This window comes from Enterobacter sp. PTB, assembly GCF_051130085.1.
GTDB classification, from domain to species: Bacteria; Pseudomonadota; Gammaproteobacteria; order Enterobacterales; family Enterobacteriaceae; genus Enterobacter; species Enterobacter ludwigii.
The window spans coordinates 114,924-129,372 of record NZ_JBDKEE010000006.1 but is presented as its reverse complement, the minus strand read 5'-3'; the positions used below and the strand labels follow the sequence as shown (position 1 = coordinate 129,372).

Genomic DNA, 14,449 nt, shown 5'->3' with positions numbered 1-14,449 from the left:
CCACACTTTAAACGCCACCAGACTCCCGTGGAATTGAGGTCGTTAAATGAGACTCAGGAAATACAATAAAAGTTTGGGATGGTTGTCATTATTCGCAGGCACTGTATTACTCAGTGGCTGCGATTCTGCACTACTTGACCCCAAAGGACAGATTGGACTGGAACAACGTTCACTGATATTGACGGCTTTTGGCCTGATGTTGATTGTGGTTATTCCAGCCATTTTGATGGCTGTTGGTTTCGCCTGGAAGTATCGTGCGAGCAATAAAGATGCGAAGTATAGCCCTAACTGGTCACACTCCAATAAAGTGGAAGCTGTGGTCTGGACGGTACCTATCCTGATCATCCTGTTCCTTGCCGTACTGACATGGAAAACCACTCACGCACTTGAGCCAAGCAAGCCGCTGGTTCACGATGAAAAACCGATTACCATTGAAGTGGTCTCCATGGACTGGAAATGGTTCTTCATCTATCCGGAACAGGGCATTGCCACCGTGAATGAAATCGCCTTCCCGGCGAACACTCCGGTTCAGTTCAAAGTGACCTCCAACTCCGTAATGAACTCCTTCTTCATCCCACGTCTGGGTAGCCAGATTTACGCGATGGCCGGTATGCAGACTAACCTGCACCTGATCGCGAATGAAGCAGGCACCTACGATGGTATCTCCGCCAGCTATAGCGGCCCGGGCTTCTCAGGTATGAAGTTCAAAGCTATCGCGACGCCAGACCGTGCCGCTTTCGACCAGTGGGTTGAAAAAGCGAAGCAGTCTCCAAACACCATGTCTAACATGGCGGCGTTCGAAAAAGTGGCAGCACCTAGCGAATATAACAAGGTGGAGTACTTCTCTAACGTGAAACCAGATTTGTTCAAAGACGTTATTGGCAAATTTATGGATCACGGCAAGAGCATGGACATGACCCAGCCTGAAGGTGAGCATAGCGCACACGAAGGTATGGAAGGCATGGACATGAGCCACGCGGAAACCGCTCACTAAGGGGCCGAGGAAGAAAATGTTCGGAAAATTGACACTGGATGCAGTGCCCTACCATGAACCCATTATCGTGGTTACGGTTGCTGCAATTATCATCGGTGGCGCAGCCTTACTGGCCTTGATCACTTACTTCGGTAAGTGGAGCTACCTGTGGAACGAGTGGCTGACTTCGGTTGACCACAAAAAACTGGGTATCATGTACTGCATCGTCGGTATCGTCATGTTAATTCGTGGCTTTGCGGATGCGATCATGATGCGTAGCCAGCAGGCACTCGCGTCCGCGGGTGAAGCCGGCTTCCTGCCGCCGCATCACTACGACCAGATCTTTACCGCCCACGGCGTTATCATGATCTTCTTCGTGGCGATGCCGCTGGTTATCGGTCTGATGAACGTTGTCGTTCCGCTGCAAATCGGCGCGCGCGACGTAGCGTTCCCGTTCCTGAACAACCTGAGCTTCTGGTTCACGGTTGTTGGCGTTATCCTGGTTAACCTGTCACTGGGTGTGGGCGAATTTGCGCAGACCGGCTGGCTGGCTTACCCGCCGCTTTCGGGAATTGAGTACAGTCCGGGCGTTGGCGTCGATTACTGGATTTGGGCACTTCAGCTCTCCGGTGTCGGTACAACCCTGACCGGTATCAACTTCTTCGTGACCATTATCAAGATGCGTGCCCCTGGCATGACCATGTTCAAGATGCCGGTATTTACCTGGGCATCTCTGTGCGCCAACATCCTGATTATTGCATCATTCCCAATTCTGACCGTCACCATCGCGCTGCTGACCCTGGACCGCTACCTGGGCACCCATTTCTTTACCAACGATATGGGTGGCAACATGATGATGTACATCAACCTGATTTGGGCCTGGGGTCACCCGGAAGTGTACATCCTGGTTCTGCCGGTCTTCGGTGTGTTCTCCGAAATCGCAGCAACCTTCTCGCGTAAACGTCTGTTTGGTTACACCTCTCTGGTGTGGGCAACCGTGTGTATTACCGTTCTGTCGTTCATCGTTTGGCTGCACCACTTCTTCACCATGGGTGCTGGCGCGAACGTAAACGCCTTCTTCGGTATTACAACCATGATTATCGCAATCCCTACCGGGGTTAAGATCTTCAACTGGCTGTTCACCATGTACCAGGGCCGTATCGTGTTCCACTCAGCAATGCTGTGGACTATCGGCTTCATCGTCACCTTCTCCGTGGGTGGGATGACCGGTGTACTGCTGGCGGTACCGGGTGCTGACTTCGTTCTGCACAACAGTCTGTTCCTGATTGCGCACTTCCATAACGTTATCATCGGTGGTGTGGTCTTCGGCTGCTTCGCTGGCGTAACCTACTGGTGGCCAAAAGCGTTCGGTTTCACCCTGAACGAAAAATGGGGTAAACGCGCATTCTGGTTCTGGATCATCGGCTTCTTCGTTGCATTTATGCCGCTGTACGTGCTGGGCTTCATGGGTATGACCCGTCGTCTGAGCCAGCAGATTGATCCACAGTTCCACCCAATGCTGATGGTTGCAGCGGGCGGTGCCGTGCTGATTGCTTGTGGTATCGCGTCTCAGCTGATTCAGTTCTACGTTTCTATTCGCGACCGCGATCAGAACCGTGACCTGACCGGTGACCCATGGGGTGGCCGTACGCTGGAGTGGGCAACCTCTTCTCCACCACCATTCTATAACTTCGCCATTGTGCCGCAGGTCCATGAACGCGACGCATTCTGGGAAATGAAAGAAAAAGGTGAAGCGTACAAGCAACCTGCTCATTACGAAGAGATCCACATGCCGAAAAACAGCGGTGCGGGCATTGTTATTGCCGCTTTCGCAACGGTATTTGGCTTCGCAATGATCTGGCACATCTGGTGGATGGCGATTGTTGGCTTCGCCGGCATTGTAATCAGCTGGATTGTGAAGAGCTTTGACGAGGACGTAGACTACTACGTACCAGTCCGTGAAGTCGAAAAACTGGAAAACCAGCATTTCGATGAGATTTCTAAAGCGGGGCTGAAAAATGGCAACTGATACTTTGGCGCACTCTACTGCCCACGCGCATGAACATGCGCACCACGATACAGGACCGACGAAAGTCTTCGGTTTCTGGATCTACCTGATGAGCGACTGCATTCTGTTCTGCTGTCTGTTCGCAACGTATGCCGTTCTGGTGAACGGCACTGCGGGCGGCCCGGCTGGCAAGGACATCTTTGAACTGCCGTTCGTTCTGGTAGAAACCGCGCTGCTGCTGTTCAGCTCCATCACCTACGGCATGGCGGCTATCGCCATGTACAAAAACAACAAGAGCCAGGTTGTCTCCTGGCTGGCGTTGACCTGGCTGTTTGGTGCTGGCTTTATCGGGATGGAAATCTATGAATTCCATCACCTGATTATGGAAGGCTTCGGGCCGGATCGTAGTGGCTTCCTGTCTGCGTTCTTCGCACTGGTAGGGACCCATGGTCTGCACGTAACGTCTGGTCTGATCTGGATGGCAGTACTGATGTTCCAGATCTCCCGTCGTGGCCTGACCAGCACTAACCGCACGCGTATCCTGTGCCTGAGCCTGTTCTGGCACTTCCTGGACGTTGTGTGGATCTGTGTGTTCTCTGTTGTATATCTGATGGGGGCGATGTAATGAGTCATTCAAACGATCATGGCGCTTCCCACGGTAGCGTAAAAACCTATATGACAGGTTTCATCCTGTCGATCATTCTGACGGTGATCCCGTTCTGGATGGTGATGAGCGGTTCTGCGTCTAAGCCGGTTATTCTGGGTGCAATCCTGGTAACCGCGGTGATTCAGATTCTGGTGCATCTGGTTTGCTTCCTGCACATGAACACCAAGTCCGATGAAGGCTGGAACATGACGGCTTTCATCTTTACCGTGATTATCATCGCTATCCTGGTAGTCGGTTCCATCTGGATTATGTGGAACCTTAACTACAACATGATGGTTCACTAAGAGCGGCGAGTATGTTTAAGCAATACCTGCAAGTCACGAAACCAGGCATCATCTTTGGCAACCTGATCTCCGTAATTGGGGGGTTCCTGCTGGCCTCTAAAGGCAGCATCGATTACACCCTCTTTATCGCTACGCTGGTCGGTGTGTCGCTGGTTGTTGCATCCGGTTGTGTATTTAACAACTACATCGACATGGATATCGACAAGAAGATGGAAAGGACTAAAAATCGGGTGCTGGTTAAAGGCCTGATCGCCCCTTCCGTCTCGCTGGTGTACGCCACCTTGCTGGGTATTGCTGGCTTTATGCTGCTGTGGTTTGGCGCTAATCCTCTGGCCTGTTGGCTGGGGGTGATGGGGTTCGTCGTCTATGTGGGCGTTTACAGCCTGTATATGAAACGCCACTCCGTCTACGGAACGCTGATTGGTTCTCTCTCCGGCGCTGCGCCGCCGGTGATTGGCTACTGCGCCGTCACGAACGAGTTCGACAGCGGTGCGCTGATCCTGCTGGCTATCTTTAGCCTGTGGCAGATGCCGCACTCCTATGCCATCGCGATTTTCCGCTTTAAGGATTATCAGGCAGCGAACATTCCGGTTCTGCCGGTCGTGAAGGGCATTTCCGTGGCTAAAAACCACATCACGCTGTACATCATCGCCTTTGCCGTGGCAACGCTGATGCTCTCTCTGGGCGGTTACGCCGGGTACAAATACCTGGCGGTAGCGGCTGCGGTGAGCGTCTGGTGGCTCGGCATGGCCCTGCGCGGCTACAAAGTGGAAGATGACAAGGTCTGGGCACGTAAGCTGTTCGTGTTCTCCATTGTCGCTATCACTTCGCTGTCGGTGATGATGTCCGTGGATTTCATGGTGCCTGATTCACACAACCTGCTGACTTACGTCTGGTAAGTCACACCAGGTGAATAAAAGGGTGCTTCGGCACCCTTTTTTATTCATCGAATCCATTAATAACGCATGTAATATTTGTTAAATAACCCTTTATTTACCCCGCCCCTTCCCCGCTCTACACTATGGCCTGCTTTTGAATTGAGGTGGTAATGAACGATTATAAAATGACGCCAGGCGAATTGCGCGCGACCTGGGGTTTAGGGACTGTTTTCTCGCTACGGATGCTTGGCATGTTTATGGTCCTGCCTGTTCTGACCACGTACGGCATGGCGCTACAGGGTGCCAGCGAAGCGCTGATTGGCCTGGCGATTGGCATCTACGGTCTGGCTCAGGCGGTATTTCAGATCCCATTTGGCCTGCTCTCGGATCGGGTTGGCCGTAAACCGCTGATTGTCGGCGGCCTGCTTATTTTTGTGCTCGGCAGCGTGATAGCCGCCCTCTCCCACTCCATCTGGGGAATCATTCTTGGTCGCGCCCTGCAGGGCTCTGGCGCGATTGCCGCCGCCGTGATGGCGCTGCTGTCAGACTTAACGCGTGAGCAGAATCGCACCAAAGCGATGGCGTTTATCGGCGTGAGCTTTGGCGTCACTTTCGCGATTGCGATGGTGCTCGGGCCTATCATCACCCATAAACTCGGTCTGCATGCCCTGTTCTGGATGATTGCCGTGCTGGCGACCGTCGGTATTGCGCTGACCCTTTGGGTGGTGCCGGACAGCAAAAACCACGTCCTTAACCGTGAATCCGGGATGGTGAAAGGCTGCTTCAGCAAAGTGCTGGTGGAACCGCGCCTGCTTAAACTTAACTTCGGCATCATGTGTCTGCACATCCTGCTGATGTCGACCTTTGTCGCCCTTCCCGGTCAGCTTGCCGCCGCGGGCTTCCCTGCCGCGGAGCACTGGAAAATCTATCTGGTGACCATGCTGATTTCGTTCGTCTCGGTCGTGCCGTTCATCATCTACGCCGAAGTGAAACGCAAGATGAAGCGCGTCTTCATTGGCTGCGTGGCGGTGCTGCTGATTGCCGAGATTGTGCTCTGGGGATCCGGCCCGCACTTCTGGGAACTGGTGGCCGGCGTGCAGCTCTTCTTCCTGGCCTTTAACCTGATGGAAGCTCTGCTGCCATCGCTAATTAGCAAGGAGTCCCCGGCCGGCTATAAAGGCACAGCAATGGGGATCTACTCCACCAGCCAGTTTATCGGCGTGGCTATCGGAGGCTCGCTCGGCGGCTGGGTGGACGGCCTGTTTGATTCGCAAACCGTGTTCCTCGCAGGCGCACTGCTGGCGATGGTCTGGCTGCTGGTCGCCAGCAGCATGAAAGAGCCGCGCTACGTCAGCAGTCTGCGGGTCGAAATTCCTGAGGATGTTGAGATTACCGACGCGCTAAAACAGCGTCTTGAAGCAACAAAGGGGGTTAGTGAAGTGCTTATTGCCCCACAAGAGCGCAGCGCTTACGTCAAAATAGACAGTAAAGTGACTAACCGCTTCGAAATCGAGCAGGCTCTCAAAGCCTGAAAAAATGCCCGGTAAAACCGGGCATTTTTGTCTTAATCGCGGAAGTTCTTGAACTGGAACGGCTGCCCCAGATCGCCGCCACGTACCAGCGCCATAACGGCCTGCAGGTCATCGCGGGATTTACCGGTCACACGAATTTCTTCACCCTGGATTTGCGCCTGAACCTTCAGCTTGCTGTCCTTGATGAGCTTAACGATCTTCTTCTGAACCGCGCTCTCAATACCCTGCTTCAGTTTGGCTTCGACAAACCAGTTTTTACCGCTATGCACAAACTCGTCTGGTACATCCAGTGAGGTGCCTTCAATGCCGCGTTTAAGCAGCTTGGCGCGCAGAATATCCAGCAGTTGGTTAACCTGGAAATCAGATTCGCTCAGGACCTTAATGGTCTTATTCGCATCGTTCAGCTCGAAAGTGGCCTCAACGCCACGAAAGTCGAAACGTGACTCAACTTCACGGCTTGCGTTTTCAACGCCGTTGCGGACTTCCTGGATATCAACTTCGGAAACAATATCGAAAGATGGCATCTTTTCTTCTCCCTTCATTTTTGTTGCGTTGCATAATACCCGCTACAAGGCAGATACCCCAAATAATTCGAGTTGCAGCTATCCCTGGCCGCTCACGTGAGGAAACACCGCACAGATGTCACAGGGTTTACTCAACAGAAGCTTAGCTGACGGCGCTATACTTAGGCCGTAACACCTGGCGCAGTTGCAGGTGAGGAGGAACAATGAAAATTACAGTGCTCGGATGCGGAGCCCTTGGACAGCTATGGCTGACCGCGCTTTGCAAGCACGGACATGAGGTACAGGGCTGGCTGCGCGTGCCCCAGCCCTATTGCAGTGTGAACCTGATTGACGAAGACGGAAGTATATTCAACGAATCACTCACCGCGAACGATCCGGATTTTCTGGCGCAAAGCGATCTGCTGCTGGTCACGCTCAAAGCATGGCAGGTTTCAGATGCGGTAAAGACGCTGGCTGCGCAACTTCCCCCAGACTCCCCCATTCTGCTGCTGCATAACGGCATGGGAACCATTGATGAGCTGAAAAGCATCCCGCATCCCTTGTTGATGGCGACCACCACGCACGCTGCACGCCGCGATGGCAACATTATCGTGCATGTCGCCAGCGGCGTAACGCACATGGGCCCCGCCCGTACGCAGGATGGCGACTACAGCTATCTGGCGGATGTTCTGCAGAAGGTGCTGCCGGACGTGGCCTGGCATGACACTATCCGCCCGCAGCTGTGGCGCAAGCTGGCGGTTAACTGCGTGATCAATCCGCTGACGGCGCTGTGGAACTGCCCGAACGGGGAACTGAAAAATCATCCGCAGGAAATTGCCACCCTGTGCACGGAGGTCGCCTCGGTTATCGAACGTGAAGGCCTGCATACCTCGGCGGAGGATTTACGCTATTATGTTGAGCAGGTAATTGAAAGTACTGCAGAAAACATCTCCTCGATGTTGCAGGACATTCGGGCATTACGCCACACAGAGATTGATTACATCACGGGCTATTTGCTTAAACGCGCCCGCGCCCACGGCATTGCCGTGCCGGAAAATGCCCGTCTGTATGACCTGGTTAAACGTAAGGAGAGTGAATATGAGCGCGTCAGCACTGATCTGCCTCGCCCCTGGTAGCGAAGAGACAGAAGCCGTCACCACCATTGATTTGATGGTGCGCGGCGGCATTAACGTGACCACCGCCAGCGTCGCCAGCGACGGTAATCTGACCATCACCTGTTCACGCGGCGTAAAAATCCTCGCCGATGCACCGCTTGTGCAAGTGGCCGACGGGGATTACGACATCATCGTACTGCCGGGCGGCCTGAAGGGCGCGGAGTATTTTCGCGACAGCCCGCTCCTGGTCGAAACTGTCAGGCAATTCCATCTGTCGGGGCGCATCGTTGCGGCAATTTGTGCCGCAGCCGGCACGGTTCTGGTGCCGCATAACATTTTCCCGATCGGTAATATGACCGGTTTCCCGGGACTGAAAGAGACCATTCCTGAAGAGCAATGGGTGGATAAACGTGTGGTCTGGGATCCGCGCGTCAATCTGCTCACCAGCCAGGGGCCGGGTACCGCGATCGATTTTGGACTGAAGATTATCGACCTGCTGGTCGGGCGTGAGAAAGCCTACGAGGTGGCGTCGTCGTTAGTGATGGCGGCGGGGATTTATAATTTTTACGAAGCGTAGCGTGTAAAGAAAGCCGGGTAAGCGAAGCCGCCACCCGGCAAACGGTTAAGGGCGATAGACCTTCACATTTGCAAAGCCCTGCTCGCGCAGATACAGCGCCTGCAGACGGCTCATCACCCCGCGCTCGCACCACAGCAGATACGTTTTGCTCTGGTCGAGATCGCCGAATTTGGTGCTCAGCTTGTAGAACGGCAGGGAAACCACGTCCACGCCTTCAACCTGCAGCGGTTTGTCATCCTGTTCATCAATGGAACGGATATCCAGAATCGCATCGTTGGCACCGAAACCGCTGACGGTTTCAACTTCAACCACTTCCTGCTCGGTCTGCTGGGCAATCTCGCGGATATCGATGTTGGTCGCTTCCGCCACCACCTTCTCCAGAATGCCGAAATCGAAGTTCTCTTCTTCGGCTTCGATTTTCGCCTTCACCGCTTTGACGGTCGGGCTTTTTGAGATCACACCGCAGTATTCCGGCATGGTGCGGGCAAAATCTTCGGTACCGATTTTGCGCGCCAGATCGATGATGTGCTCTTTATCGTAGGAGATCAGCGGACGCAGGATCAGGGTATCCGATACGTTGTCGATAAGACGCAGGTTGGTCAGAGTCTGGCTGGAGACCTGGCCCAGCGCTTCACCGGTGACTAACGCCTGCACGCCGTAGCGCTCCGCCACTTTGGACGCTGCACGCACCATCATGCGTTTCAGCACCACGCCCATCTGACCGTCGTCCACTTTTTCAAGGATTTCGCCGACCACTGGCTCAAAGTTGATCGCCACAAAACGCACACGGTGGGAGCTGCCGAAGCGGTTCCACAAATAATGCGCGACCTGACGCACGCCGATTTCATGCGCCGCACCGCCCAGGTTAAAGAAGCAATAGTGTACGCGACAGCCGCGGCGCATCAGCATATAGCTGGAAACACCGGAGTCGAAACCGCCGGAGATCAGCGACAGGACATCTTCCTGCGTGCCGATTGGGAAACCGCCGATACCTTCATAACGGCCTTTCACCAGCAGCAGGCGATCGTTTTCGATCTCCAGGTTAACGGTCACGTCCGGGTTAGTCAGGCGCACGCGCGCGCTCTCAACGTGCTGATTGAGGCCGCCACCCACATAGCGCTCCACTTCAATGGAGCTAAACTCATGCTTACCACGACGCTTCACGCGCACGCAGAAGGTTTTGCCTTCAATCTGATCGCGGTACTGCACCAGCGCTTTTTCAAAAATGTCATGCAGGGAGGTGTAAGGAACGTCTTCCACTTCCAGAATATGGTGAATGCCCGGAATACGGGTCAGCGCGTCGCGAATATCCTGACGTTTGTTTTCATCTTTCGCGCGAACCTCAACGTGGTCCCAGTGACGCACCACGGCGAGCGTTTCGTCGTAGTGTTTTAATACGTTACGAATGTTCCCGGTGAGAATTTTAATAAAGCGCAAACGCACAGATTGGCTTTTGATGGTGATTTCAGGGAACAATTTAATGATAAACTTCATGGCGGCAATGTTTCTTAGGCAAGCTTAAGGCTTGTAATGGAAAATGAAATATACACAAAATCATTCAGGTGGCATCAACGCGGCGAGTCACAGCCCCCCGCAAGCTTACGCGAGTAAGTAACGGAAAGGCGCAACGTAGCCCAAACAGAGACAACCTGAAGGATGACGTGTATAGCAGCCCACACCCGTGGCTGCATCCAGGCGCGCAAGTATATCATCTTCACGCCGCTCCTGTGCACATTGCGCGTTATTTGATAATTGCCCCGAGTCCGTTACCATGTCGGGGCTGAGAATATAAGAGTCAATTCACTATGCCGAAGAAGAACGACGCACCGGCCAGTTTTGAAACTGCGCTGAGTGAGCTGGAGCAGATTGTCACCCGCCTTGAGAGCGGCGATTTATCCCTGGAAGAGGCGCTCAATGAATTCGAGCGCGGCGTGCAGCTGGCGCGCCAGGGGCAGGTCAAACTGCAGCAGGCCGAGCAGCGCGTGCAGATCCTGCTGTCCGACAGCGAAGACGCTAAAACTACGCCATTCACACCGGACGCCGAGTAAATGGATTTCGCCAACGAGCTTCAGGCATGCGTCGCGCGTGCCAACGATGCGCTGCGCCGTTTTATTGAGCCACAGCCTTTTCAGAACACTCCACTGGTTGAAGCCATGCACTATGGCGCACTCTTGGGTGGAAAGCGCCTGCGTCCGTTTCTGGTCTACGCCACGGGCAATATGTTTGGTATCAGCGCTACCACGCTGGATGCCCCGGCAGCCGCCGTTGAGTGCATCCATGCCTACTCGCTGATCCACGATGATTTGCCGGCCATGGACGACGACGATCTGCGTCGTGGCCAGCCTACCTGCCACATCAAGTTTGGCGAAGCGAATGCCATTCTGGCGGGGGATGCCCTGCAAACCCTGGCGTTCTCGATTCTGAGCGATGCGCCGATGGCCGAAGTGGCCGACCGTGACCGTCTGTCGATGATCTCTGAACTGGCAATGGCCAGCGGCGTCGCCGGTATGTGTGGCGGTCAGGCACTGGATCTGGAAGCGGAAGGACGTCAGGTTAATCTGGAACAGCTGGAGCGTATTCATCGCCATAAAACGGGCGCATTGATTCGTGCAGCCGTTCGTCTGGGCGCCCTGAGCGCGGGTGAACAGGGGCGCAAAGCCCTGCCGATACTGGACAGATACGCAGAAAGTATCGGTCTGGCATTCCAGGTTCAGGATGACATTCTGGATGTGGTGGGCGATACTGCAACATTGGGTAAACGTCAGGGTGCGGATCAGCAGCTTGGCAAAAGTACCTACCCCGCCCTGCTGGGTCTTGAGCAAGCCCAACGTAAAGCCCGGGATCTGATAGAGGATGCCCGCCAGTCGCTGAATCAACTGGCCGCGCAATCACTGGATACTTCGGCACTGGAAGCGCTAGCGGACTATATAATCCAGCGTGATAAATAAACACACTATCTCGATGAGCCTTTGATGAGTTTTGATATTGCCAAATACCCGACACTGGCGTTAGTTGACTCCACCCAGGAGTTACGCCTGTTGCCGAAAGAGAGCCTGCCGAAGCTGTGCGATGAGCTGCGTCGCTACCTGCTCGACAGCGTAAGCCGCTCCAGCGGCCATTTCGCCTCCGGGCTTGGCACGGTAGAGCTGACCGTGGCGCTGCACTATGTCTATAACACGCCGTTCGATCAGCTCATCTGGGATGTCGGCCACCAGGCCTATCCGCATAAAATTCTGACCGGACGTCGCGATAAAATTGGCACCATTCGTCAGAAAGGCGGCCTGCATCCGTTCCCATGGCGTGGCGAGAGCGAGTTCGACGTATTAAGCGTTGGGCACTCCTCCACCTCGATTTCTGCGGGTATCGGTATTGCGGTGGCAGCCGAAAAAGAGAATAAACAGCGTCGTACCGTCTGCGTCATTGGCGACGGGGCGATCACTGCCGGTATGGCCTTTGAGGCCATGAACCACGCGGGCGATATCAAGCCAGACATGCTGGTTATCCTTAATGATAACGAAATGTCGATTTCCGAAAACGTGGGCGCGCTGAACAACCATCTGGCGCAGCTGCTCTCCGGCAAGCTTTACTCCTCGCTGCGCGAAGGCGGCAAAAAAGTCTTCTCCGGCGTACCGCCAATCAAAGAACTGCTTAAACGCACCGAAGAACACATCAAAGGCATGGTCGTGCCGGGTACGCTGTTTGAAGAGCTGGGCTTTAACTATATTGGTCCGGTGGACGGGCATGACGTTCTGGGGCTTGTCACCACGCTGAAAAACATGCGTGACCTGAAAGGCCCGCAGTTCCTGCATATCATGACCAAAAAAGGCCGTGGATACGAACCGGCGGAAAAAGATCCCATCACCTTCCACGCGGTACCGAAATTCGACCCGAGCAGCGGTTGCCTGCCCAAAAGCAGCGGCGGCATGCCGAGCTATTCAAAAATCTTTGGCGACTGGCTGTGTGAAACCGCCGCTAAAGACAATAAGCTCATGGCGATCACCCCGGCTATGCGTGAAGGTTCTGGCATGGTGGAGTTCTCCAAAAAATACCCGGACCAGTATTTTGACGTTGCCATTGCCGAGCAGCACGCAGTGACCTTTGCGGCAGGTCTGGCGATTGGCGGTTACAACCCGGTTGTCGCCATTTATTCCACCTTCCTGCAACGCGCCTACGACCAGGTGATCCATGACGTTGCTATCCAGAAGCTGCCGGTGCTGTTTGCTATCGACCGCGCAGGCATTGTGGGTGCTGACGGCCAGACGCACCAGGGGGCATTTGACCTGTCGTTCCTGCGCTGCGTCCCGGATATGGTCATCATGACGCCAAGCGATGAGAACGAATGTCGTCAGATGCTGTTTACCGGCTACCACTATCAGGATGGCCCTAGTGCGGTGCGCTACCCGCGCGGCAATGCCGTCGGCGTTGAACTGCAGCCGCTGGAAAAACTGCCGATAGGTAAAGGTCTGGTGAAGCGTCGCGGTGAGAAAGTGGCGATCCTGAACTTTGGTACGCTGATGCCGGAGGCCGCGAAAGTGGCTGAAGCGCTGAATGCGACCCTTGTGGATATGCGCTTTGTGAAACCGCTCGACGAGGCCCTGATCCTGAGCATGGCGGAATCTCATGACGTGCTGGTCACGCTGGAAGAAAACGCCATCATGGGCGGTGCGGGCAGCGGCGTAAACGAAGTGCTGATGGCTAACCGTAAAGCCGTGCCGGTACTGAACCTTGGTCTGCCGGATCATTTCATTCCACAAGGCACCCAGGACGAAGCCCGTGCGGCGATTGGCCTGGATGCGGCCGGCATTGAGTCGAAAATCCGTTCCTGGCTTGCCTGATCCCTCCCCTTTTCCGCTCCTGCTATGCTTAAACGTATTGTTTAAAAAAGCAGGAGCGGAACCATGCAATACACGACATTAGGAAAAACAGACCTTCAGGTTTCCCGACTTTGCCTGGGATGCATGACCTTTGGCGAGCCAGACCGGGGAAATCACGCCTGGACGCTGCCGGAAGAGAGCAGCCGCCTTATCATCAAACGCGCACTCGACGGCGGAATTAACTTTTTTGATACTGCCAACAGTTACTCCGACGGCAGCAGCGAAGAGATTGTCGGCCGTGCCCTGCGCGATTTTGCCCGCCGTGACGATGTGATCGTCGCCACCAAGGTATATCACCAGGTGGGTGATTTGCCTGAAGGCCTTTCCCGTGCGCAAATCCTGCGATCCATTGATGACAGCCTCCGGCGCCTGAATATGGATTATGTCGACCTGCTGCAGATCCACCGCTGGGATTACAACACGCCGATTGAAGAGACGCTGGAAGCCCTTAACGATGTGGTTAAGGCCGGGAAGGCACGTTACATCGGCGCATCGTCTATGCACGCTTCGCAGTTTGCCTCAGCGCTTGACCTTCAGGCGCAGCACGGCTGGGCACGGTTTGTCACCATGCAGGATCACTACAACCTTATCTATCGCGAAGAAGAGCGCGAGATGCTGCCGCTCTGCTATCAGGAAGGTGTAGCGGTGATCCCATGGAGCCCCCTGGCGCGCGGACGCCTCACCCGACCTTGGGGAGAGACCACTGCCCGCTCGGTGTCGGATGCGTTCGGTAAAACCTTGTACGAAGGTACGGAAGCCAGCGATGCGTTGATCGCCGAACGTTTAGCGGGGATTGCCGATGATACCGGTGCCACGCGTGCGCAGGTAGCGCTGGCGTGGTTGCTGAGCAAACGCGGAGTCGCGGCACCGATTATCGGTACATCGCGGGAAGAACAGCTGGATGAGTTGTTGAGTGCCGTTGATTTAACGCTGACGCCTGAGCAAGTCGCCGAGCTGGAAACGCCGTACCAGCAGCATCCGGTGGTAGGGTTTAAGTAAGCCCTCGCCCTGCCCGTCTCCCAAAAGGAGAGGGAACAA

14 protein-coding genes are annotated in these 14,449 nt (G+C 54.7%); 12 read left to right on the top strand and 2 right to left on the bottom strand.

What is annotated here, in order from left to right; translation table 11 throughout:
* Nucleotides 1–46 precede the first annotated feature (46 nt).
* The 6 genes from cyoA (at nt 47) to AAIR21_RS09870 (ending at nt 6,342) form a co-directional block, all read left to right on the top strand.
* The gene (gene cyoA / locus AAIR21_RS09895; protein WP_183516602.1) at nt 47–994 is read left to right on the top strand and encodes a cytochrome o ubiquinol oxidase subunit II; all 948 of its coding nucleotides are present in this window, start codon (nt 47–49) and stop codon (nt 992–994) included.
* Between the two features lie 16 nt (nt 995–1,010).
* Nucleotides 1,011–3,002, top strand: coding sequence for a cytochrome o ubiquinol oxidase subunit I (cyoB, locus tag AAIR21_RS09890; RefSeq protein ID WP_014168864.1), 1,992 nt, complete (start codon nt 1,011–1,013; stop codon nt 3,000–3,002).
* Nucleotides 2,992–3,606, top strand: a complete 615-nt coding sequence (locus AAIR21_RS09885; RefSeq protein ID WP_014168863.1) for a cytochrome o ubiquinol oxidase subunit III — start codon at nt 2,992–2,994, stop codon at nt 3,604–3,606. The genes cyoB and AAIR21_RS09885 overlap by 11 nt, the downstream gene beginning before the upstream one ends.
* The gene (locus AAIR21_RS09880) at nt 3,606–3,932 is read left to right on the top strand and encodes a cytochrome o ubiquinol oxidase subunit IV (RefSeq protein WP_006176899.1); all 327 of its coding nucleotides are present in this window, start codon (nt 3,606–3,608) and stop codon (nt 3,930–3,932) included. Before AAIR21_RS09885 ends, AAIR21_RS09880 begins: the two co-directional genes overlap by 1 nt.
* A gap of 11 nt (nt 3,933–3,943) precedes the next feature.
* The gene (gene cyoE / locus AAIR21_RS09875; protein ID WP_014168862.1) at nt 3,944–4,831 is read left to right on the top strand and encodes a heme o synthase; all 888 of its coding nucleotides are present in this window, start codon (nt 3,944–3,946) and stop codon (nt 4,829–4,831) included.
* Between the two features lie 149 nt (nt 4,832–4,980).
* The gene (locus AAIR21_RS09870) at nt 4,981–6,342 is read left to right on the top strand and encodes an MFS transporter (RefSeq protein WP_183516603.1); all 1,362 of its coding nucleotides are present in this window, start codon (nt 4,981–4,983) and stop codon (nt 6,340–6,342) included.
* A gap of 32 nt (nt 6,343–6,374) precedes the next feature.
* Here the strand turns inward: AAIR21_RS09870 and AAIR21_RS09865 are convergent, their stop codons facing one another.
* Nucleotides 6,375–6,866, bottom strand: a complete 492-nt coding sequence (locus tag AAIR21_RS09865; protein ID WP_020885215.1) for a YajQ family cyclic di-GMP-binding protein — start codon at nt 6,864–6,866, stop codon at nt 6,375–6,377.
* A gap of 203 nt (nt 6,867–7,069) precedes the next feature.
* Here AAIR21_RS09865 and panE point away from each other — a divergent pair, with 203 nt between their 5' ends.
* Together panE and yajL are read left to right on the top strand one after the other, a co-directional pair.
* Complete coding sequence (gene panE / locus AAIR21_RS09860) at nt 7,070–7,981, top strand: 2-dehydropantoate 2-reductase (RefSeq protein ID WP_183516604.1); 912 nt, start codon at nt 7,070–7,072, stop codon at nt 7,979–7,981.
* Nucleotides 7,944–8,537 (top strand): protein deglycase YajL, encoded by a 594-nt coding sequence (yajL, locus tag AAIR21_RS09855; protein ID WP_020885217.1) that lies wholly within the window; start codon nt 7,944–7,946, stop codon nt 8,535–8,537. The genes panE and yajL overlap by 38 nt, the downstream gene beginning before the upstream one ends.
* A 45-nt stretch (nt 8,538–8,582) precedes the next feature.
* Here the strand turns inward: yajL and thiI are convergent, their stop codons facing one another.
* Nucleotides 8,583–10,031, bottom strand: coding sequence for a tRNA uracil 4-sulfurtransferase ThiI (thiI, locus tag AAIR21_RS09850; protein WP_014168857.1), 1,449 nt, complete (start codon nt 10,029–10,031; stop codon nt 8,583–8,585).
* Between the two features lie 311 nt (nt 10,032–10,342).
* On the opposite strand from thiI, the gene xseB reads away from it, so the two are divergent.
* From xseB to AAIR21_RS09830, 4 genes are all read left to right on the top strand, one after another.
* Nucleotides 10,343–10,585, top strand: coding sequence for an exodeoxyribonuclease VII small subunit (gene xseB, locus AAIR21_RS09845; RefSeq protein WP_047355640.1), 243 nt, complete (start codon nt 10,343–10,345; stop codon nt 10,583–10,585).
* Nucleotides 10,586–11,485 carry a (2E,6E)-farnesyl diphosphate synthase gene (gene ispA, locus AAIR21_RS09840; RefSeq protein ID WP_047355639.1) on the top strand — a complete coding sequence of 300 codons (900 nt, stop codon included), beginning with the start codon at nt 10,586–10,588 and terminating at the stop codon, nt 11,483–11,485.
* A 24-nt stretch (nt 11,486–11,509) separates the two neighbouring features.
* Entirely contained in the window at nt 11,510–13,372 is a 1,863-nt protein-coding gene (dxs, locus tag AAIR21_RS09835) for a 1-deoxy-D-xylulose-5-phosphate synthase (RefSeq protein WP_183516605.1), read from the top strand.
* A gap of 63 nt (nt 13,373–13,435) precedes the next feature.
* Nucleotides 13,436–14,410 (top strand): aldo/keto reductase, encoded by a 975-nt coding sequence (locus AAIR21_RS09830; RefSeq protein WP_138613387.1) that lies wholly within the window; start codon nt 13,436–13,438, stop codon nt 14,408–14,410.
* Nucleotides 14,411–14,449: the final 39 nt, after the last annotated feature.